General features: G+C 38.1%; 19 protein-coding genes. 7 read left to right on the top strand and 12 right to left on the bottom strand.

The annotated features are described in order from the left end of the window. Nucleotides 1–59 precede the first annotated feature (59 nt). Together ACE1TG_RS00285 and ACE1TG_RS00290 are read right to left on the bottom strand one after the other, a co-directional pair. Nucleotides 60–1235, bottom strand: a complete 1176-nt coding sequence (locus ACE1TG_RS00285) for an endonuclease Q family protein (RefSeq protein ID WP_375050362.1) — start codon at nucleotides 1233–1235, stop codon at nucleotides 60–62. 3 nt (nucleotides 1236–1238) lie between these two features. Next, complete coding sequence (locus ACE1TG_RS00290) at nucleotides 1239–1784, bottom strand: NUDIX hydrolase (protein ID WP_375050363.1); 546 nt, start codon at nucleotides 1782–1784, stop codon at nucleotides 1239–1241. A 211-nt stretch (nucleotides 1785–1995) separates the two neighbouring features. Here ACE1TG_RS00290 and ACE1TG_RS00295 point away from each other — a divergent pair, with 211 nt between their 5' ends. Both ACE1TG_RS00295 and ACE1TG_RS00300 read left to right on the top strand, forming a co-directional pair. Next, entirely contained in the window at nucleotides 1996–2916 is a 921-nt protein-coding gene (locus ACE1TG_RS00295) for an aldo/keto reductase (RefSeq protein ID WP_375050364.1), read from the top strand. A 525-nt stretch (nucleotides 2917–3441) separates the two neighbouring features. After that, nucleotides 3442–4692, top strand: coding sequence for a DNA polymerase IV (locus ACE1TG_RS00300; RefSeq protein ID WP_375050728.1), 1251 nt, complete (start codon nucleotides 3442–3444; stop codon nucleotides 4690–4692). Nucleotides 4693–5002: 310 nt separating this feature from the next. Here ACE1TG_RS00300 and ACE1TG_RS00305 read toward each other — a convergent pair whose 3' ends face one another. From ACE1TG_RS00305 to ACE1TG_RS00315, 3 genes are all read right to left on the bottom strand, one after another. Further along, nucleotides 5003–5797: an SDR family NAD(P)-dependent oxidoreductase gene (locus tag ACE1TG_RS00305; RefSeq protein ID WP_375050365.1), complete on the bottom strand. Its 795-nt coding sequence runs from the start codon at nucleotides 5795–5797 to the stop codon at nucleotides 5003–5005. Continuing rightward, nucleotides 5787–6749, bottom strand: a complete 963-nt coding sequence (locus ACE1TG_RS00310; protein WP_375050366.1) for an MBL fold metallo-hydrolase — start codon at nucleotides 6747–6749, stop codon at nucleotides 5787–5789. Before ACE1TG_RS00310 ends, ACE1TG_RS00305 begins: the two co-directional genes overlap by 11 nt. A 76-nt stretch (nucleotides 6750–6825) precedes the next feature. Further along, the gene (locus tag ACE1TG_RS00315) at nucleotides 6826–8454 is read right to left on the bottom strand and encodes a M20/M25/M40 family metallo-hydrolase (protein WP_375050367.1); all 1629 of its coding nucleotides are present in this window, start codon (nucleotides 8452–8454) and stop codon (nucleotides 6826–6828) included. A 69-nt stretch (nucleotides 8455–8523) separates the two neighbouring features. Between ACE1TG_RS00315 and ACE1TG_RS00320 the strand changes: the two genes are divergently transcribed. From ACE1TG_RS00320 to ACE1TG_RS00335, 4 genes are read left to right on the top strand one after another with little or no spacing between them, the layout of a single operon-like run. Then, a complete protein-coding gene (locus ACE1TG_RS00320) occupies nucleotides 8524–9267 on the top strand; it encodes a glycerophosphodiester phosphodiesterase (RefSeq protein ID WP_375050368.1) in 744 nt (247 codons plus the stop codon). A gap of 21 nt (nucleotides 9268–9288) precedes the next feature. Further along, nucleotides 9289–10305: an NADPH dehydrogenase NamA gene (gene namA / locus ACE1TG_RS00325; RefSeq protein WP_375050369.1), complete on the top strand. Its 1017-nt coding sequence runs from the start codon at nucleotides 9289–9291 to the stop codon at nucleotides 10303–10305. A 1-nt stretch (nucleotide 10306) separates the two neighbouring features. Next, nucleotides 10307–11230 (top strand): ribonuclease Z, encoded by a 924-nt coding sequence (gene rnz, locus ACE1TG_RS00330; protein ID WP_375050370.1) that lies wholly within the window; start codon nucleotides 10307–10309, stop codon nucleotides 11228–11230. 14 nt (nucleotides 11231–11244) lie between these two features. Continuing rightward, nucleotides 11245–12615 carry an aldehyde dehydrogenase gene (locus ACE1TG_RS00335; protein WP_375050371.1) on the top strand — a complete coding sequence of 457 codons (1371 nt, stop codon included), beginning with the start codon at nucleotides 11245–11247 and terminating at the stop codon, nucleotides 12613–12615. A 361-nt stretch (nucleotides 12616–12976) separates the two neighbouring features. Here the strand turns inward: ACE1TG_RS00335 and ACE1TG_RS00340 are convergent, their stop codons facing one another. The 5 genes from ACE1TG_RS00340 to ACE1TG_RS00360 form a co-directional block, all read right to left on the bottom strand. Continuing rightward, on the bottom strand, nucleotides 12977–14227 hold the full coding sequence (locus ACE1TG_RS00340) for a DNA polymerase IV (protein WP_375050372.1): 1251 nt from the start codon (nucleotides 14225–14227) through the stop codon (nucleotides 12977–12979). 185 nt (nucleotides 14228–14412) lie between these two features. Beyond that, nucleotides 14413–15540, bottom strand: coding sequence for a M20/M25/M40 family metallo-hydrolase (locus ACE1TG_RS00345; RefSeq protein WP_375050373.1), 1128 nt, complete (start codon nucleotides 15538–15540; stop codon nucleotides 14413–14415). Nucleotides 15541–15561: 21 nt separating this feature from the next. Continuing rightward, nucleotides 15562–17109, bottom strand: coding sequence for an acyl-CoA carboxylase subunit beta (locus ACE1TG_RS00350; RefSeq protein ID WP_375050374.1), 1548 nt, complete (start codon nucleotides 17107–17109; stop codon nucleotides 15562–15564). After that, a complete protein-coding gene (gene mce, locus ACE1TG_RS00355; protein ID WP_375050375.1) occupies nucleotides 17109–17933 on the bottom strand; it encodes a methylmalonyl-CoA epimerase in 825 nt (274 codons plus the stop codon). Before mce ends, ACE1TG_RS00350 begins: the two co-directional genes overlap by 1 nt. Nucleotides 17934–17948: 15 nt before the next feature. Beyond that, complete coding sequence (locus ACE1TG_RS00360; RefSeq protein ID WP_375050376.1) at nucleotides 17949–19601, bottom strand: acyl-CoA mutase large subunit family protein; 1653 nt, start codon at nucleotides 19599–19601, stop codon at nucleotides 17949–17951. 117 nt (nucleotides 19602–19718) lie between these two features. Between ACE1TG_RS00360 and prli42 the strand changes: the two genes are divergently transcribed. After that, nucleotides 19719–19850: a stressosome-associated protein Prli42 gene (gene prli42, locus ACE1TG_RS00365; protein ID WP_375050377.1), complete on the top strand. Its 132-nt coding sequence runs from the start codon at nucleotides 19719–19721 to the stop codon at nucleotides 19848–19850. Nucleotides 19851–19876: 26 nt separating this feature from the next. On the opposite strand, the gene ACE1TG_RS00370 is transcribed toward prli42, so the two are convergent. Together ACE1TG_RS00370 and ACE1TG_RS00375 are read right to left on the bottom strand one after the other, a co-directional pair. Beyond that, entirely contained in the window at nucleotides 19877–20863 is a 987-nt protein-coding gene (locus ACE1TG_RS00370) for an aromatic acid exporter family protein (protein ID WP_375050378.1), read from the bottom strand. Between the two features lie 200 nt (nucleotides 20864–21063). Beyond that, on the bottom strand, nucleotides 21064–21495 hold the full coding sequence (locus tag ACE1TG_RS00375; RefSeq protein ID WP_375050379.1) for a BrxA/BrxB family bacilliredoxin: 432 nt from the start codon (nucleotides 21493–21495) through the stop codon (nucleotides 21064–21066). Between the last annotated feature and the right edge of the window lie 84 nt (nucleotides 21496–21579).

Here is a 21579-nt window from a genome sequence, read left to right on the forward strand (position 1 = left end):
GTTAAAAACTATGAAGAATTCCAGATAAAAATACCAAATTTAAGATGTTTTCTTATTCATTATTTTTCAGGAGACGTAATAATATTGCCGTATTTCCCGCCACCACCAGCTTTGATTGCTAAGTTACCCTCTCTCATATTTACTATCGCAGTTGCTAGTTTCTGAGGTACAACCTCTTTCAACTCATCCTGGTTTACATGATGGATTACGTTCATTTCAGTTTGAAAGTGCGTTAGTAGTTTTTTAAACGTTTTTGGTCCAAGCGCAGGTAAATATTCCAGTGGCACTTGATACAAATAAGGCGGACGTTCTTTCACCTCTTTTGCATCCGTCAACTCCTGAATACGATCAAATACACCTTTCACAATCTTTGTAGATTCACACCTATGGCAATGTTCAGCCTCAGGTGTCAATGGTTCTAAACACTGACTGCAAACCGTTGTATAGTATTTCCCCAAGTGTGGATTCATTCCAAAGTTTTGTTTTATCCTACGATCCTGAACATTGTGCAGCGCCCAATTGAATTCTTGAAATGATGGTTCTTCCATATAAATTTCCTGATATTCCCTAGCAATTTTTGCTAATGAGTGCGCGTCGGAATTAGTTAGAAACGTGTAATCATGCAGTTCCTGTATCTGATCGGCCATTGCAGTGTCAGAACTTAGTCCTAATTCAATTCCGTCAATTAAATCCGGATCAAACACTTCTTTCAGCGATTTTTGAACACCTTTTCCGTACATACTCTTAAATGGTGTAAACACATGTGCAGGAATAAATAATCCTGAAAGTTCTTTGACTTTATATTGCAGTTCTTTGGCTGTTCCATAATAACGCTGAGAACTTAATGTTATATTTTTCATTTTTGTTGTCAGCCACTCTGAAAATTCCTCAATCTTTGCAAGTGTCGGGAAGTAACAGAGTACATGAATCTGTCCACGGCAATTTTCGTCATAGACTTCAATTTCAGAACCGAGCAGCAAGGTAACGTTCTCAAACCGTATTCCACCATCAGATAGTTCATATGCTTTGTTTGCCTCGATAAGCTGTTTTATTTCCTGCTGGACTGCTGGAGCATGACTATCAATTACCCCTACCATATGAATTCCTTTGTTCCGGCTTGCTTCTTTCAAAATGTTTGTCAGGGTTAGTGTTTTCGATCCGGTTATTTTTACCGGCTTATTATACATATCCCGCCCAATGTGAATATGCATATCAGCGAAAAAAGAATTTAACATTTTCTACATCCTTTCTAAAGCCTGTAAATACAGTACTGCATAATTCGTTTTAGCGTCGTGTATTCGTTGTTCTTTTACATAGTGGATTGCTTCTTCCAGCGTTAATTCAATTAGCTCAACAAATTCATCGTCATCACCTGCTACTTCATGCTCCAATGGGATAATATCATCCGTTATGTACAAATGCATAATCTCATCTGCAAATCCTGGCGATGTATAAAACGATGTCACAAACTGTAACGAATTTGTCGTATACCCTGTCTCTTCTTCTAACTCCCGAATTGCAGTTATTTCCGGATTCTCACCATCTTCCAGTTTTCCGGCAGGGATCTCAACTAAGGATTTTTCCAAAGGTTTACGATACTGCTCCACAAACACTATTTTGTTATCCTTTGTAATAGGGATAATCCCAACAGCACCGGGATGTTTTATCAGTTCTCTTTTTGAGTTTTTCCCGTTTGGCAACATGACATCGTCAACTTGCAGCTTAACTACTGAACCATCATATATTTTTTCAGTATGAATTGTTTTCTCTTCAAATTTCTTCACTTATTATCATCCTTTTTCTTAAAGCTCTTTTCGTAAGTTTCAACATAGTCTTGGTGACTCTAATTTTCAAAGCCATAATAACAAACTTTTGGAAAATAACCTTTCTTAAAATACTACTATCTATTTTATCATACGCGAAATAGTTGTATTTAACAGATGGATGTCCTTACAATAAATATAGACATATTCTGATTAACAGGAGGTCAAAAATATGAAAAAGAATCAATTAGGACAATCGGATTTGCATGTATCTGAATTAACACTTGGCTGTATGTCACTAGGGACAGACACTCAAAAAGCAAGCGAAATTATTAACCAGGCATTAGACGCTGGCATTAACCATCTGGATACTGCTGACTTATACGATTTTGGTATGAATGAAGAAATAGTTGGTGATGCCTTAAAAGGTAAACGTGACCAAGTCATTTTAACGACAAAAGTTGGAAATAACTTTAATAAGGCTAAGAAAGATTGGTTTTGGGACCCTTCCAAAGAACATATCAAAGAGGGTGTAAAAGAAAGCTTGCGTCGTTTAAAAACAGACTATATCGATTTTTATATGCTCCATGGAGGCACAATTGATGATCCTATTGATGAATCAATTGAAGCATTTGAATCGCTTAAAACAGAAGGCGTAATTCGTGCTTATGGGATATCATCCATCCGGCCCAATGTTATTCGTGAGTACGTAAGCCGTTCTACTATCGATGGTGTTATGATGCAGTACAATATGCTGGACCGCCGGCCGGAAGAAGAAGTATTGGATTTGTTGCACGAAAACAATATTAGCGTACTAGCCAGAGGTCCATTGGCAAAAGGAATGCTTAGTAACAGCGCAGCAAAACAGATTGAGAAAAAAGGACAGAACGGCTTTTTGGATTATTCGTTTGATGAACTGAAATTAATTCAGCAAACTATTGCTGAACAATTTAATAATGAGCCTTCCTTCAATGCGCTAGCTCTTAAATACGTATTAAAACATCCGGCTGTTGCAACGGCCGTATTTGGAGCAAGTTCACTAAGCCAAGTAACAGATAACACAAATTTTAACCCATCTAAAACACTTACCGATAAAACATATGAAGGATTAAGGCAGATCACAAAACCAATTGAATATGCTAAGCATCGATAAGCAGTTCTTTCACTATAACAATCGATTTTGAAGTAGAAAAAGTGTCATCAGAAAAAATTATTTTTTGATGGCACTTTTTATTATCCTTAAACGATTATAGTTATAGTAATAGGCTGTTTTCTAGAAGTTTATTGTTTTGACACAAAAGATATAAAATGCGACGCAGTGAAAATTGTCTTTTGCACCACTCCAGTACCAATGCAACATCTGCTCAAGATACTAGCCATGGGGCTCACTTTTCAAGATTATGAGAACACTAATGCTGTTTAAATTCCGTGAAACGCGTCTTCATCAGTGTGATGAGATCGCGAATTCTATCCAAATAGCCAGAAACGGTCACTCATAGAGGTTATGAGACCCGGGTGAGTATCTTTTCAGTTTATATCAATTGCAACCGTCAATTATCAACAATCATTATGAAAAGAGCTTAGAAATAAGCACGGAAGAATAAATTCCCATTGATAATATTAGATCATGTGGCATATAATGAGAACAAACGTTCTTATTGTTGGAGGTGAAAATGCGATGGATTATTCTAATTACCCGCGAAACGATGTCCTGTGCATCGATATGCGCTCATTTTATGCAAGTGTTGAAGCCATAAAGTTAGGGCTGGATCCAATGACGGTTCAGCTTGCTGTAGTCGGTGATCCAAATAGACCGGGGAGTATTGTCTTAGCCGCCTCCCCAGCATTAAAGAAAAAGCATGGTGTTAGCAATGTCAGTCGATTTTTTGAACTGCCTAAAGATCCGAAAATTGTCATCGTTCCCGCACATATGGCTGATTATCTTCAAGTTTCCATGGAAATCACTAAACTAATTAATCAATATGTACCTAAAGAAGCTATCCATCAATACTCTGTTGATGAAGTCTGGGTTACTGTCAATGGGCTTGAAAAGCTATTTGGAGATCGGTGGCAAGTAGCACGGTTAATAAAACAGGATATCTTGGAAAATTTCGGTATCACTTGTTCAATTGGGATAGGTGATAATAAATTTCTGGCAAAAGTAGTTATGGATTTACATGCTAAACAAGTTGGGATTGCTGAATGTAAATACGAGGATGTAACAGAAAAACTATGGCCTTTTCCTATAGAAAAGATATGGGGCATTGGCAGCAGAATGAAGCGGAACCTTAATAGGATGGGAATTGTCAACCTTGGGCAGCTTGCTAATGCCGAGTTAAAGTATCTGAAGAAGCGTTTTGGAATTATGGGAGAACAGCTTTATTGGCATGCCTGGGGTGTTGATCTGAGCCCCGTTTTTGGTAATTTCACAAAAACCGAACAAAAAGGATTTGGTCATGGCATCTCTTTATTACGTGATTACTCCGGAGAAGAAGTTGCAATTTGTATTCTCGACCTTTGCGAAGAAGTGTGCCGTAGAGCAAGAACTGCAGGTAAAGCCGGGAGAACCATTCACCTTGGCGTTTCCTATTCCAAGGTAACAGGTGGTGGTTTTAGCCGTTCAAGATCTGTTACGCTTCCGACAAATACCACAATGGACATTTATGATATCTGCATGCAGTTATATAACGAATTCTATGATGGACACAGTGATATCAGGCATGTATATGTGACCCTGGATAAGCTTTATGACAATGCTGAAACACAGCTGGATTTATTTGATGACAAGCCTAAGAAAAAGGATATTGGCTATGTAATGGATTCAATCCGAGATAAATACGGATCAACCGCAATACTGCGAGCAACCAGCTATACTGATGCTGGAATTACCATTGGAAGAAGCAAGAAAATTGGCGGGCACCAAGCATAATAGTTGGCAGTTGCATGTTGCGGAAGCACGGGGTTTCTTTAATTGCGATTAGCAGACACCAGAGACGCTATTTCTGTATAAAAATGACCTTTTCGAAGTTATCCGGACACAGAAGCCCTTATTTAACATATATCATGGCCTAATAGACGCATTTGTACTTAATAAGGCCTCTCGTGTCCGCAACACCGCAATTTTCGTGGATTTCTGCTAAATAAGGTCCCTCGTGACCGCAAAAACTCAAATTTACTATATGGAATAAGTCTCTAGCTCGATTACGAATTCGGCAGCGATGTTGCTTTCTTGGTTACTTCTATTTTTGATTAAATTGTTTTTTCAAAACCTTTTCCAGTGCGCGCGGGAATAGCTGATAAAATTTACTTCCCATCTCCATCCACCAGGGTAAATTTATTTCCCGTTTTTTCGTAAATAGATGCTTCACAATATTGTCGGCAACCTTATCCGGGTCAAGCATATAACGCTCAACACTCTTTTGGTAATTCCCGCTTGGGTCTGCTGTTGTGAAGAAATTTGTGCGAACAGGACCCAGGTTGACTGCAGTAACATGGATATTTTTACTGATGATTTCCAGACGAAGCGCATTAGTAAACCCAAGTACCGCATGTTTGGTTGATGCATATATAGCTGATTTTGGTGTAGCAATCTTTCCAGCCTGTGACGCTATATTTACAAAATGCCCTTCCTGATTCTGTGAAAAATGTGGCAAAAGAAGCTTGGTTCCGCGCATTAACGCAAACACATTCAATTGGAACATGTGGTCCACATCCGGCCATTGCATATCCCTGACATAATCAAAGACACCTGCTCCAGCGTTATTGATTAGTCCGTGTATTTGCGTATGTTCTGATAAAACCTGTTTGATTACTCTTTCCAATTCATCTGCATGGAGCAAATCTACTTGGTACACATCACTGGAACTATCAAAAGTCTGGTTAATCAGCTTTTGCTGATTTTGCAACTTATCAATTGAACGAGCAAGCATGATGGGGGTACCACCATGCTTCGCAATATGCCAGCACATTCGTTCTCCGATACCGCTTGATGCACCAGTAACGATAATTTTTTTATTTGATACTTTATTCTGCATGATAATAATAGACACCATCTTTTAGCGTTTTTCCCACAACACCCTCATTTTCCAGGTAATCTAGCTGACCAATCGTTTCCGAGATAGTCAGATCCAATTGTTTTTCATATTGTTTTGGAAAAATCTGCTTGCAAAGTTCAAATGGCGTTTGTGCTTTCTCTGTTACAAGCGCATATACTTTAGTTGCACGTTTTTCCTGTTTTTCCATTTGAACAGGTAAATGCGAATCCACATTTGAAAAAACATCTCCATGTCCAGGGAATACCGTTTTAATCCCCAGTGACAGACATTTATTTAGGTTTGTTCGATACTGAAGCATTGGCCGAGGTCGATCTTGCGTAACCTGTTGTGATGGTTCAAGAAGCGGGTTTGGTGTAATATGATGTAAAAGATGATCACCACCAATAAACGCTCCATCACTTTCCCTAAAAAATGATAAATGACTTTGGGCATGGCCCTTTGTTTCAATGACCTGCCAATCCTCATGACCAGGCAGGACATCTCCTTCGTCAATTACCTTGGTTACTTGTCCTCGGCCAGCATAGTTCAACGGTGCACATAACTTATTTAAAACAGCACTATATTTCGATGGTACTCCACATTTGTTAAAAAAGTCCTTGAAAAATTCTTCATAATATGAAAAGAAAGCTTCATCCCTTGTTAACCACGGATCTACATTTTGATGTGCTGCAATATTTTCAGCTCGGGGAAATTGTTCAATTAGTCCAACATGATCAGGATGATGGTGTGTTAGAATAATTTGTTCGATATCCCGAGGAACATATCCCAGCTCTTTTAACTGCATTTTTAATGCATCCCAGGCTTCTTTTGTTTTAACACCTGCATCAACAAGGGAAAGGGTCTCCCCTTTTAAAAGGTATACATGTGTGTCACCTACTGCAAAAGGTGTCGGTATTGTTATTTGACTGATTGTTTTATCTAATACTTTCATAGTTAAAATCCTCCAAAATGAATGACCATTCAGTTATTCTCTTATTGTATCCTTTTTAGAGGATAAAGTCACATTATTAACTTCTGTTTTTTTCAAATAGGTGATGAATCGCCTCTGTTAAAATGGACGGCAAGTACTCAAAGCTATAAGTTAATTCTATTCGTTCCGTCCACTGATGGGGATCTTTTCCTAAAGGACCAATATTCAATATAGGCATCGTAAGTTGCTCCATGATATCCTCCGGGAAAACAAAACCATTATTTTGCAGAGGCATATTGGTTGTTAATTGATTCAGTTTACTTTTGGATGACACAGGGCCAAGATAACTTAAATCTGAAAGTCCAGTAAAAAACTCCGATACAGTTAAATCCATGTGATAATTTGTATTCGTATATTCTTTTACGTGTTTCATCACATCTTTTATATAAGGATCATTATAAGAAGAAACTGCTGGATAGAACGGCGGACTGTAAAATAATATAATCATAGGTGCTAAATCCTTGCACATTGCAGCCAATTCCTGCACCAAAAGTGTGGAGAAATCACGATCACCTTTATCCCTCTGGCTTACAAGTAAATTTTGGATTCTAATTATTTCTTCCTCACCATAGCGTTTTAATGCCTCTGCATACAAATCTTCATACATCATCACATTCACATTCCATGCAGGCATTGAAAAGTCATCCGCAATACTGGCAAATTTATTAGCTTTCTGATGAACATAATTCTCAATTTCATACGCAGCTGTTTGTGCACCAGTTAATAGTTTATCATTTAATTCCTTAAACGTTTGTTTTAAATACAATACATTATACATAGAGATTGCAGCATGAGGTGTTTGAACAGAATAATTTTCCTTTAAGTCACGTTGCATTAAACTTACTGGTGGTGGTGTGACCTCGTCTTCTATTTTTTCAATAAAAGCTTCATTTAACTCGAGCTGCTGCGAGAGGAAACTTGTCATTAAATTTGGATTCATACCTGCAAATGGTTCGCCAACATGGGATTCTTTTCCATAACAGTAAAATCCGGGCAAAACCTTTCCAATCGAGCCGGCATAGACATAATGAGCAGGATCTCCTGGGTATTTACTAAACATAGGTTCCCCATTCAGGCAGGCATTGTATGTTAAATTTTCATCTTTTTTTAATTGATGTAAAACAGGCAATGCGGTTAACATTCCTTGTGAATTCACTTCTTCATCAGGAACACTCAACAATAATATATTGCCGTCAAACTCACCATCAATTGCCTTTTCGAGCATGGAAAAATGTAAGGATAGACCAGCTTTCATATCCATTGAGCCACGTCCAAATAGCCAGTCTCCAGATGAAATATCATTTTGCACCGCTTCAGGCAAGTCCTCTTTTAGATGGTTCATTTCTCTCGTCAGTTCCCTGGGGTGAAAAGCAAGGTTTTGTAATGACCCATAATCCTCCACACCAACCACGTCAAAATGGCTCAACAGAATAACTGTGTCAGATGAATTATTACCTTTTACCAATGCAGTTAACAATCGTCTTCCATCATCTAAAGGATGTAATTTTAAATAATTTGGGTTATCTTGAAAATATTTTTTTTGTGACAATAAATGCTGTAAATATTCTGCAACAGCAATTTCAGCATTACTCCCCGTAATACTCTGATGGTTGACAAGCGAACATAACAAATCAGTTAATTGTTCCTTAGTCTGCCAATTCTTCATATAACTCCTCCTTAAATAAATTGACTTATTACAAAAAATAAAACAGAATTTAACAAGAGGTGAAACAAATTGATAACTAAAATTATAGCACATCGAGGTGCCAGTGCTTTAGCACCTGAAAATACAATGGCTGCCTTTAAACTCGCTTATGAACAAGGTGCTGAAGGTATTGAAACCGACGTACATTTGACAAAAGACAATATTCCAGTGTTAATCCATGATGAACATGTAAAACGCACTACCAATAGTACTGGTTACATAAAGGATTATACCTTTGACCAATTAAAAAATCTCGATGCGGGCTCCTGGTTCTCAATAAAATATGCTGGATCTGCAATAATCTCTTTGGAAGAATTTCTAAATTGGATTCAAGATAAGGCGTTATGTTTAAATATTGAGTTAAAAAATAATAAAATAGATTATAAGAATCTCGAGAATATCGTATATGATATGGTATCACACTATCAGTTACTGAATCGTACCACATTATCAACATTTAATCGAAACAGCGTAGAACGGCTGAAGCCCTTTAATGGTAACATTGGTGTAGCTTTGTTAACATCAAAGCGAAGTAAAAATCTGGTGACGTACGCAAAAAAATTAGGCGCAAATGCAATACATATAAAATATCGGTTATTAAATCAGCTATTTGTAGATAAGTGTCATCAGGAACAAATGGCCGTTCGAGTCTATACGATTAATAAACCAGCACATATGGCACGCTGCTTCCAAATGGGCTGTGATGGCATTTTTACTGATGTTCCACACAAAGCACTACAGTATCGGGAGCTCTTTAAACACAAACCAATGTAATATACGAGGAGGAATTTAATAATGACTAAACTATTTTCACCAATTGACTTTAAAGGAATAAAACTAAAAAACCGTATTACCATGTCTTCTATGTGTATGTATTCGTGCATGGAGCAAGATGGGAAGATAACACCATTTCATGAAACACATTATATATCACGTGCTGCAGGCCAAGTCGGTTTAATTTTGACAGAAGCGGCTGCTGTACAGCCAGAGGGTCGTATTTCACATGAAGACTTAGGTATCTGGCATGATGATCATATTGATGGGTTAAAAAGGTTAAATGAGCAAATTCATAGCTATGGATCAGCTACTGGGGTTCAGCTAGCACATGCCGGGAGAAAAGCAAGACTTGATTCAGCAATATATGCTCCCTCTCCACTACCATTTAATGAATCATCTAAAACACCAACTGAAATGACTACTGAAGACATCGATGAGACGATTGAAGCTTTTAAGAATGGAGCAAAACGAGCAAAGGAAGCAGACTTTGACATTATAGAAATTCATGCAGCGCACGGATATTTAATTAATCAGTTCCTTTCTCCATTAACAAACAAGCGTGAGGACGAATATGGTGGTAATCTTGAGAATCGTTATCGCTTTTTATCTCAAATTATTGATAGTATCAAATCCATCTGGAACGGACCTTTATTTGTTCGTATATCTACTGACGAATATAACGAGCAAGGAAACACACTGGAAAACATTCTGTACTTCTCAAAACAAATGAAACAACAAGGCATAGATTTAATTGATTGCAGTTCTGGCGGAGTGGTTCCGGCCTCCATTTCCCCTTATCCAGGTTATCAAATCAAGCGGTGTGAAACGATTAAACAGGAAGCATCTGTAGCTACGGGGGCAGTTGGGCTGATTACAAGTGGCATTCAAGCTGAAGAAATAGTCCAAAACGATCGTGCTGACCTTGTATTTGTGGCCCGGGCGTTGTTACGAAATCCGTATTGGGCAAAGACAGCTGCTGATGAATTAGGTCACTCACTTGAACCAATAAAACAATATGAACGAGGATGGAATTAACATGGAGTTAATATTTCTTGGTACTGGTTCAGGTGTTCCGTCAAAGAACCGCAACGTATCTTCAATTGCTTTAACCTTATTACAAGAGCAAAATAGCATATGGCTGTTTGATTGCGGAGAAGCGACACAGCACCAGATACTGCATACATCGATTAAACCACGCAAAATCAATAAAATTTTCATCACACATATGCACGGCGACCATATTTATGGCCTTCCAGGTCTGTTAAGCAGCAGATCTTTTCAAGGTGGAGATGATTTACTTACCATATATGGACCACAGGGTATTAAAGAATATGTTGAGACATGTCTTAGGGTAAGTGGGACACATTTGACCTATCCGCTTTCCATTGTTGAAATATCTGAGGGGCTGGTCTTTGAAAATGAACAGGTTATTGTCACCTCCAAAGAGCTGGACCATGGAATACCAAGTTATGGATTTCGTATTGAAGAAAAAGATAAACCCGGCGAACTGTTGGTAGACAAGTTAAAAGAGTTAGGTATTGAGCCAGGTCCTATTTATCAACAAATAAAGAAGAATGATGTGGTAAAAACACAAGAAGGACAGGTTATTCATCGCCCTAATTTTCTTGGTCCCGACAAAAAAGGGCGTGTTATAACCGTTTTTGGTGATACTCGGTCAACACATCAATTTAAAACATTTGCAGAAGGTTCGGATGTACTTGTACATGAGGCAACATTCGACGTTTCAAAAGCAGACTTAGCACAGGAATACTTTCATACCACGACTAAAGAAGCTGCCTCTCTTGCAAAAGAGGCAAATGTCAAAAAGCTCGTATTAACGCATATATCCTCACGCTATCAAAAAGAGGATTTTGAAACCCTGGCAAAACACGCACAAGAGATTTTTCCGAACACAGAACTTGCTTCTGACTTTTATAAAGTTACGGTAAACTCTAGATAAAAGGAGTGCTTTACATGGAACAAATTGAAAAACTAGTGAAAAGCCAGCGAGATTTTTTTCATAATGGGAAAACGTTGGAGTATTCTTTCCGCAAAAATCAGTTAAAAGCTTTAAAGCGTATGCTGAAAAAGTATGAACAGGAAATATATCGGGCACTGAAGGATGACTTGAACAAATCCGAACATGAAACATTAACGACTGAACTAGGGTTTCTGTACTCGGAAATTGATTTTGCCATAAAGCAGCTAAAAGACTGGATGGAACCGGAAAAGGCTGATGCACCAATTACCTACAAAGGGACAAATAACTATATTTACAAGGAGCCATATGGAGTTACATTAGTTATCGCACCATGGAACTATCCACTTCAGTTAGCAATTGGTCCAGCCATAGGCGCGATTGCGGCAGGAAACACAGTTGTAATAAAACCATCCGAATTTACGCAAGCTACCTCTTCATTGCTTGCAGAAATGCTCAATGAAACTTTTAACCCTTGCTTTTTTACAGTAGTAGAAGGTGCAAAAGAAACCAGTCAGCAATTATTGGAACAACGATTCGATTACATCTTTTTCACTGGTAGTTCAGCTGTTGGTAAAGTCGTTATGCAACAAGCAAGTAAGCATTTAACTCCGATAACATTGGAACTGGGTGGAAAGAGCCCTGCTATCATAGATAAAGATGCGAACATTGACCTTGCTGCAAAGCGGATTGTATGGGGGAAATTTACGAATGCAGGTCAAACCTGTGTCGCACCAGATTACCTGTATATTCATGAAAAAGTAAAACCAAAATTGTTAAAAGCGATGGAAAAACATATCAAAATATTTTACGGTAAGAAACCACTTCAAAACGATGACTATACTCGAATTGTACACAAAGAACATTTTAATAGATTGCAAGCATTCCTGGCTGATGGTGAAGTCGTATATGGTGGCAGTGCAGATGAAGAGAAGCTGTCCATTGAACCCACTATTTTATATAATATCACCTGGGATCATTCGATTATGCAAGAAGAAATATTTGGTCCGCTTTTGCCAATGCTAGCATTTACCGAACTTGATGGTGTCATTTCAGAACTAAAACAGATGGACAAACCACTAGCACTCTATTATTTTGGAGAAAAAGAAAAATCTCAACAAAGCATACTAAAAAATGTATCCTTTGGCGGCGGATGTATTAACGATACACTTTATCATCTAGCTAATCCACACCTTCCATTTGGTGGTGTTGGCAGTAGTGGAATGGGTGCATATCATGGTAAGTATGGCTTTGATACATTTACACACAAAAAAAGCATACTGAAACAAACAACTAAGTTTGATATGCCGTTACGATATCCCGGAAGCAAAATTGCTCATACACTGGTGAAAAAAATTATGAAATAAATGCATAAATAAATGTGTGGCGGATCCTCGTTCCGTTATTTCCTCGAAAATCATCATTTTAGGCTTGGGTTCGGATCCTCATTCCGCTATTGTCATTTTTGCCACAAATTTGGCTGATCTTTTGCTATTAGCGGAACGAGGATCCGTCTCGTCCTTCTGAGAGCACTTTTTCTGCCATTTAGCGGAATGAGGATTCACCTCGACTGTGTGGCGGATCCTCATTCCGTTATTTCCTCGAAGATTGGGTGAGGGTCCTCATTTCGAATGGCAATACATTGTAATTACTTAAAAAATAAATTAATGGAACCAGAATCCACATTACTGATATATGTGAAAGAAAACATGATTCAGCATGGGGATATTATCGCTTATAGTCATCCAAAAAGTCTTTTTGAAAGCTTGTCCGTGGTTGTTCGTCCTTACCTTCCTCTATCTGCAATTGCTTAAAAGGATTCTTCCCATATTTTTGGGATAGCTCATCAATAACAGTATATAATTTTTCCTTACCTGCTTCTTCTTCATACGTAAACAAATCAAGCTGTTTGGCGATATTTTGCTTTTCATCAACGTCCTGAACCGTAATGCCAAGCAATCGGATAGGGTCCAAATTCCAGTGCTTTTGAAATAATTCGTTAGCAATGTGCAGTATGTCTTCCTTTGAATCAATAAAACCCTGCAATTTTTTACTTCGAGTGATTGTTTTATGATCATAGTAGCGAATCATAATCTGTACACTACGTCCAGCTGCTTGTTTTCGTTTCATGCGACGTTCTACGTTATCTGTCAGCTGATGCATGAGATTACGAATTTCAGCTTCATTCGTAGTGTCTTCCGGTAGGGTTTGTGAGCTGCCTATGCTTTTAAATTCATGGATAGCCTCAGGGTCAACGGGACGAGTATCAATACCGTTTGCTCTATTTTTTAATCGTTCTCCATTTATCCCAAGCACACGTTTCAGTTGATAAACATCTCCTTTTGCCAAATCACCAATTGTTTTTACATCAATTGCTCGTAATTTTTCAGCGGTTTTATCACCAACACCATACATTTCTTCAATTGGTAGCGGCCAAAGTTTTTGGGATAAGTCCCGTTTTCGCAGAATTGTAATTCCTAATGGCTTTTTCATATCAGATGCCATCTTTGCTAAAAATTTATTTGGTGCAATTCCAATACTGCACGGGAGATCTAGCTCTTGATGAATTTTTTGCTGCAAGTTTTGAGCAATCTCAATAGGAGTTCCGTGATGTTCACTCTCGGTTATATCCATATAACCTTCATCAATCGAAACTGGCTGCACAAATGGTGTTATTTCAGCAAGCATTTTAAACATTTCCTTTGACGCCGTACGATAACGTTCAAAATTTGGACGTAAAACGATTAACTCAGGACACAGCTTTTTAGCCTGCCATAACTGCATTGTGGTCTTTACACCTTTGGCTCTGGCCTCATAGCTGCTTGTCACAATTATCCCTTTACGTTGTTCAGGATTCCCGGCAATTGCTACAGGCTTACCTTTTAGTTTTGGGTTATAGGCCATTTCAACAGAAGCATAAAATGAGTTCATATCTAAATGAAAAATAACGCGGCCTTTTTTAGGATACCATTGTGACATACATATTACATCCTTTTAGAACTGTTGTTTGTACCAATAGTATATCATACTAATAGAAAACTTGGCTTATCGCCAAGCATAATATAGATAAGCCTTTGTTGCACTTATGCAGTAAGAAAAGATTTATACTTCCATAACTGCCAAAAAAGACCCCTTTTGCTAAAAGAGGTCTTCATCCTAGTTACTTACTTGTTTGAAACTTCTTGTACGATAGCAGTGACTAGTTCTGTGATTTTAACTAATTCATCTACAGGGATTCGTTCACTGGTTGTATGAATCTCTTCATAACCAACTGCAAGGTTCACAGTAGGAATTCCAAGTCCAGCAATTATATTCGCATCACTTCCGCCGCCACTTTTCTTTAGGCTACTTTCACGACCGATTGTTTTTGCTGCACTTCTGGCAACTTCGACAACTTCATCCCCTGCTTCATGCTTAAAGCCTGGGTACATAATTTTCACATCGACGTCAGCACTTCCACCGTATTCATCAGCAGTATTTTCAAATGCATCTTTCATCTTCGCAACTTGTTCTTCCATTTTTGCTGGAATCAATGATCGCGCTTCAGCCAGGATTTCGACATGATCACAAACAATATTCGTTTGCTTACCACCTTCAAAGCGTCCAATATTCGCAGTTGTATCATCGTCAATCCGGCCAAGAGGCATTTTGGAAATAGCTTTGGCTGCCAGCGTAATTGCTGAAACTCCCTTTTCTGGAGCAACACCAGCGTGTGCAGTTTTGCCTTTCATTACAGTAAATAATTTGGCTTGGGTTGGTGCTGCAACAATAATATCACCCACTGTACCATTGCTGTCTATTGCATAACCATATTTTGCATTTAGAAGAGAGCCATCTAAAGCTTTAGCACCGACAAGACCTGACTCCTCGCCTACTGTTATGACAAACTGAACGTCACCGTGTTTAATATTATTTTCTTTTAGTGTCTGAATGGTTTCCAGGATTGCGGCTAAACCGGCTTTATCATCAGCACCCAATATGGTTGTACCATCAGATTTAATATAACCATCTTCAATTGATGGTTTAATTCCTGTACCAGGAACGACAGTGTCCATATGGGAAGTAAAGTAAATTGGGTTTACACCTTCTTTATTACCTTTCAGCGTACAAATCAGGTTTCCTGCCCCATGACCAGTTTCATCTTTACTATCATCTTCTACTACATCTAAACCTAAATCGGTGAACATTTTTGTTAGTACTTCAGCAATTTTAGTTTCATGTTTCGTCTCGGAATCTATTTGAACAAGTTCCAGGAATTGATTAATCACTCTTTCTTTATTTATCGATATCATAAATCGTTCCTCCTAATTTTATTACAGCGGGATATTACCATGCTTTTTCTTCGGTCGTTCTTCCTGCTTGTTATAAAGCATCTCTAATGCTTGAATTAATTTTACTCTCGTTTCTCTTGGGTCAATTACATCATCAATCATACCAAGTCCCGCGGCAACATAAGGATTAGCAAACCTTTCACGGTACGTATGAATTTTTTCCTGACGAGTTTCCTCTGGATTCTCGCTATCGGCTATTTCCTTTGCGAATATAATATTGGCAGCACCCTCTGGCCCCATAACTGCTATTTCAGCATTTGGCCATGCATAAACCAAATCTGCTCCAATTGATTTACTATTTAACGCAACATAAGCGCCGCCAAAGGCTTTACGTGTAATCACTGTAATTTTTGGAACGGTTGCTTCTGAATATGCATAAAGAATCTTTGCGCCATGCCTGATTATACCGCCATGTTCTTGTTTAACACCCGGGAAAAATCCAGTTACATCCTCAAAAGTAATCAATGCAATATTAAATGAATCACAGAATCGAATAAATCTTGCTGCTTTATCACTTGAATCAATATCTAAACCACCTGCTAAATATTTTGGCTGATTGCAAACAAGCCCAACTGTTTGACCATTTACACGTGCAAATCCTACAACAATATTTTTAGCAAAATCTTTATGGATTTCATAGAAGCTATCTGGATCAACAACTTGCTCAATCACACGTTTTACATCATAAGGCCGTGTAGAATTAAATGGCACAATATCAGTTAAATCAGGGCGTGTTTCATCATTCAGTTCAGTCTCAGTTAATGGGGGTTTTTCCTCATTATTAGCAGGTAAGTATTGTACTAAATCCTTCACTGCATCTAGAGCCTGTTCTTCACTTCCCGCTTTAATATGAGCATTTCCGCTCTTTGCATTATGTACATGGGCCCCGCCAAGTTCTTCTGACGTGATCTGCTCACCAGTAACTGTTCCAATTACCTTTGGGCCGGTTATGAACATTTGTGACGTTTTTTCTACCATAATGACAAAATCTGTTATCGCAGGTGAATAAACCGCACCTCCCGCACTCGGACCCATAATAACTGATATTTGTGGTATAACACCTGAGTAAATGGAGTTTCGGTAGAATACCTGACCGTAACCATCAAGCGATGATACACCTTCTTGAATACGAGCTCCACCCGAATCGTTTAATCCAATAAAAGGAACACCGTTTTTAGCAGCAAGATCCATTACGGCTGCTATTTTCTTGCCATGCATTTCGCCTAAAGCTCCACCATATACAGTGAAATCCTGTGCAAATAAGTAGATAGCTCGGCCATTTATTTTTCCATAGCCCGTTACAACACCTTCCCCATTTGCAGTAGAATTATTCATACCAAAATCAGTTTCCCGATGTTCCATAAATGGATTTAGCTCGACAAATGACCCCTTATCAAGTAAATAATCAATTCGTTCTCTTGCAGTGAGCTTACCTTTATCATGCTGTTTATCAATTCGCTCATCGCCACCGCCAAGTTCAACCTGCCGCCGTTTATCGTACAATTCACTTATTTTATCAAAAATATCCATTATTTCTCACTTCCTTCTGGGTGTTGGCACATTTCAAAAAGTACACCATTTGCTGCTTTAGGATGAATAAAAGCAATCTGGCTATCATGAGCACCTTTCTTCGCTTCATTGTTGATCAGTGGTATTCCTTTTGATTTAAAGGATTTAATTCTTTCATCGATATTATCTACTTCTAATGCAATATGATGAACGCCTTCCCCTTTTTTAGCGAGGAAATGTTTTACTGGGGATGATTCTTTTAATGGCTCCAAAAGCTCAATGCGGGTTTCACCAATCTTCAAAAACGCTACCTTAACACCTTCAGATTCTACAGTTTCTACACCCTCAAGCTCAAGACTAAGTATTTCTGTATAAAATGAGAGTACGTCATCGATTCTATGAACAGCAATTCCAATATGAGCAATTTTTTTGGGAGGGTTTAAGAAAGCTGATTGCGGATCGATAAGCTGTTGGATATAAGTTGCTAAGACTTCAGTAGAAGACCCACTAGTAAAAATCTTATTTACCCCCTGTTCAAGCAGGTACGGAATGTCCTCTGCAGGTATAACCCCGCCTCCAACAACTGGTATATCACTCGCATTACGTTCTCTTAGTGCTTCCATTACTTTTGGAAACAACGTTTTATGCGCACCGGATAAAGATGATAAACCAATAACATCCACATCTTCCTGAATTGCTGCTTGTGCTATTTGTACCGGGGATTGCCTGAGTCCCGTATAAATAACCTCCATGCCATGATCACGTAAAGCTTGGGCTATAACTAATGCACCGCGGTCATGACCATCAAGCCCAGGTTTTGCAATTAAAACACGTATATTTCTCATCTGACTCTCCCCTTCTTAAATACCTGTATATTCACCAAATTCATCACGTAACACATTGCATATTTCTCCAATTGTTGCATATTCCTTAACTGCTTCTAAAATAAATGGAATCAAATTGGCATTGTTGTCTTTTGCCTTTTCCTTTATCGCTTTTAATGATTTATCGACTGTATCCTGATCACGTTGCTGACGAACAGTATTCATAGATTTTATTTGTGCTTGTTCTAACGCCTCATCCACTTTAAGTAAATCCGGATTTACTTCTTCATCCAGCTTGTATTTATTTAAACCAACAATAATTTCTTCTTCTTTTTCAATATTTTTTTGTGTTTCGTATGCTTTTTGCTGGATTTCACGCTGCATAAATCCTTCTTCAACAGCCTGAACAGCTCCACCAATATCACGAATGCGATCCAGATAGGATTCCACATCTCTCTCAATTTGATCGGTAAGTTCCTCAACGTAATAGGAACCAGCTAGTGGATCAACAGTGTCTGCTACTCCGCTCTCATTTGCAATTATTTGCTGTGTACGAAGAGCAATACGGGCAGATTCTTCAGTAGGCAGTGATAATGCTTCATCGCGAGAATTAGTGTGCAGGCTTTGTGTACCTCCAAGTACAGCAGCAAGCGCTTGCATTGTTACACGGACTATATTATTATCTGGCTGCTGGGCTGTTAGTGTTGATCCACCGGTTTGTGTATGAAAGCGCATCTTCCAGCTTTTAGGATCTTTAGCTTGGTAATGCTCCTTCATTATTTTAGCCCAAATTCTCCGAGCTGCACGAAACTTTGCCGCTTCTTCAAAAAAATTATTATGGGCATTAAAGAAAAAGGCAAGCCTTGGTGCAAACGCATCGACGTCAAGGCCAGATTCCAATGCAGCATCAACATATGCCATCCCATTTGCAATGGTAAACGCGGCTTCCTGAACAGCTGTCGAACCTGCCTCACGAATATGATATCCTGAAATGCTAATGGTATTGAATTTCGGCACGTTTTGCTGACAGTATTCAAAGATATTGGTAATTAGGCGCATCGACGGTTTTGGCGGAAAAATATACGTTCCCCGGGCAATATACTCTTTCAGAATATCATTTTGAATCGTTCCAGTTAGTTTATCTAACGGAACACCTTGCTTTTCTCCGACCGCAATATACATACAAAGTAACACAGATGCAGGTGCATTAATTGTCATCGATGTACTTACTTTATCAAGCGGTATTTGATCAAGTAAATTTTCCATGTCCTGTAATGAATCAATTGCCACACCAACTTTTCCAACTTCACCTTCTGCCATAACATCATCAGAATCATACCCTATTTGTGTTGGCAAATCAAAAGCTACTGAAAGTCCGGTTTGTCCCTGTTCTAATAGATAACGAAATCGTTTATTGGTCTCTTCAGCTGATCCAAATCCAGCATATTGTCGCATTGTCCAAAACCTGCTGCGATACATGGTTGGCTGAATACCTCTTGTAAATGGATATGTACCTGGATAACCTAACTTATTTTCATAATCATTATCATTTTCTGGAAAATACAATCGTTCCACATCGATATCCGAAGATGTCTTAAATGTATCTTTTCTTTCAGGGAATCGTTCTAAGGTTCTATCAACTGACTTTTTCCAGCTTTCCTGTGAAGATTGAAAATTTTCATCACTCATATTATAAAGGCCCCCAATTTTGAATAATTATACTCAATTAAAATATGATTGTACTTGTCCAATTCCATAAATAACGATAAAATACAATTAGGAAATGGAATTGAAGGAGGATTAAGATTGGCTAAAAATCAAACACAAACAACGAGAAAAAGATCAAAGCGTGAACGTAAAATGAAAATTGTAATTTATATTATGATTATTGCAATGGTTTTATCTTCACTAACAACTGGACTAGTAATGTTTTTATAATAAGTAAATTGCAAGACTGGACTAATTTAAATAGTTCCAGTCTTTTTTATTTTATTTTTTTCCGAAACATCACTTGCTTTGAACTTTTTCTTAAGTATTAAATAATCCTCTATTTCATGAAGCAGGCGAAAAAGATTTGCTCGCGTCTCAAATTCTTCCCTTGTTTCAGGAAGATCTTCTGCATGAAAAGTCTCACGTAATCTCTCTAGTTCATCTAGATAAATGATAGCAGTATTACCTGGGTGCACAGCATTGGATAGTTTTTCAAAAAAGTCTGCTATTTGTATAGAAATGGAATCTGTATTAGGTAACCTGCTAACCAACGGAAGCATTTTTTGAAGCAAATCAAACTGTTTTCTTCGCATGGTGAAATAATCGTGATATGGATGCTTACTGCGTAATAAATGATTCTCCTTATCCAGTGATACCAATGTCTCAGCTTCCTGTAATAAATTCTCACAAGCTGTAAGCTCTTCCCCATCCCACTTATCATTACGATCCCTTATGTATAAGGCAATTTCAAACAGAATAGCTTGAAAGTTATTTTCTAATTCTTCCTGTTTCTGGTTCAGGTTTTTCTCCAGACTGGGCATATATAAATTTACAAGTAATCCTGTACCAATACCAACAATTATCAATAGGAATTGATCTGTTAAAAATGATAAAGAAATTCCTTCCGAGCTATATAAATTCAGAATAATAACTGAACTAGTTGCAATTCCTGGTGTTACCTTAAGTAAAACAGTTACTGGTATAAAGCAGGCGAGCATTACACCAACAACAATTGGATTGTATCCCATTAACTCAAAAAATATAATTCCAAAGACACTTGCAGTTACACATGCCAAAAACCGATGCCATGCACTTAATACAGATCGTTTCCTGGATGGCTGGATACATAATATTGTTAATATACCAGCTGAAACGAAATTCGTCAGACCCAATAATTGGGCAATCGAAATAGCAATAGGCGTACCAATTGCTGTCTTAATTGTTCGAGAGCCAATTTTCACGTTAAAATCTCCCCTGCTGCCAATGAGCACTATTATTAATTTTGTTTTAAAAAACCTTACTTAACACCAATTTTTAATAGAAAAAGCTTAGGTGCCTTATGCAGTAAGATAGGATTTATACTTTCTTATTTGCTAATAAAATGAGGCTGACCCTTTAACATTGAGACAGCCTCATCATAACTAGTCAAACTAGTTTTATTCTATATTTCCTCACAATGCTCATCAAAAACATGTTGAAGCTTCCCTATGACATCTACTGCACTATAGCCTTCTATATCATGGCGTTCAAGCATCGTAACAATTTTGCCATCTTTTAATAAGGCAAATGATGGTGATGAAGGTGGATAGCCATCAAAATACCCCCTAGCTTTTTCGGTAGCTTCACGATCTTGTCCAGCGAAAACAGTAACCAAATGATCTGGTCGCTTATCATAATGAATCGCATTTGCTGCTGCAGGACGAGCTACCCCTCCAGCACATCCACAAGTTGAATTAACCATTACTAATGTGGATCCTTGACGTTTCATTGCTTCATCAACCGATTCAGGAGTATGTAACTCCTCGTACCCTGCTTCTTTTATGTCTTTACGCGCCGCATCTACAACGTCGTTCATGAATAAATTAAAATCCATTTGAACATCAATCCCCTCTTGAGAGTAGTTATAATTTAACTATAATCAGCTTATCAATTTTATAGGCAGATTTCAATTCAAATA

Source organism: Virgibacillus sp. JSM 102003, assembly GCF_041949995.1.
In the GTDB taxonomy this organism is placed as follows: Bacteria; Bacillota; Bacilli; order Bacillales; family Amphibacillaceae; genus Lentibacillus.

Coding starts and splice junctions, on each gene's coding strand:
- ACE1TG_RS00295 (WP_375050364.1), top strand. CDS start 1,996: ATGAAAAAGAATCAATTAGGACAATCGGATTTGCATGTATCTGAATTA.
- ACE1TG_RS00285 (WP_375050362.1), bottom strand. CDS start 1,235: ATGTTAAATTCTTTTTTCGCTGATATGCATATTCACATTGGGCGGGAT.
- ACE1TG_RS00340 (WP_375050372.1), bottom strand. CDS start 14,227: ATGTCACAATGGTATCCTAAAAAAGGCCGCGTTATTTTTCATTTAGAT.
- ACE1TG_RS00310 (WP_375050366.1), bottom strand. CDS start 6,749: ATGAAAGTATTAGATAAAACAATCAGTCAAATAACAATACCGACACCT.
- ACE1TG_RS00350 (WP_375050374.1), bottom strand. CDS start 17,109: ATGGATATTTTTGATAAAATAAGTGAATTGTACGATAAACGGCGGCAG.
- ACE1TG_RS00300 (WP_375050728.1), top strand. CDS start 3,442: ATGGATTATTCTAATTACCCGCGAAACGATGTCCTGTGCATCGATATG.
- ACE1TG_RS00315 (WP_375050367.1), bottom strand. CDS start 8,454: ATGAAGAATTGGCAGACTAAGGAACAATTAACTGATTTGTTATGTTCG.
- ACE1TG_RS00360 (WP_375050376.1), bottom strand. CDS start 19,601: ATGAGTGATGAAAATTTTCAATCTTCACAGGAAAGCTGGAAAAAGTCA.
- mce (WP_375050375.1), bottom strand. CDS start 17,933: ATGAGAAATATACGTGTTTTAATTGCAAAACCTGGGCTTGATGGTCAT.
- ACE1TG_RS00375 (WP_375050379.1), bottom strand. CDS start 21,495: ATGGATTTTAATTTATTCATGAACGACGTTGTAGATGCGGCGCGTAAA.
- rnz (WP_375050370.1), top strand. CDS start 10,307: ATGGAGTTAATATTTCTTGGTACTGGTTCAGGTGTTCCGTCAAAGAAC.
- ACE1TG_RS00345 (WP_375050373.1), bottom strand. CDS start 15,540: ATGATATCGATAAATAAAGAAAGAGTGATTAATCAATTCCTGGAACTT.
- namA (WP_375050369.1), top strand. CDS start 9,289: ATGACTAAACTATTTTCACCAATTGACTTTAAAGGAATAAAACTAAAA.
- ACE1TG_RS00335 (WP_375050371.1), top strand. CDS start 11,245: ATGGAACAAATTGAAAAACTAGTGAAAAGCCAGCGAGATTTTTTTCAT.
- ACE1TG_RS00305 (WP_375050365.1), bottom strand. CDS start 5,797: ATGCAGAATAAAGTATCAAATAAAAAAATTATCGTTACTGGTGCATCA.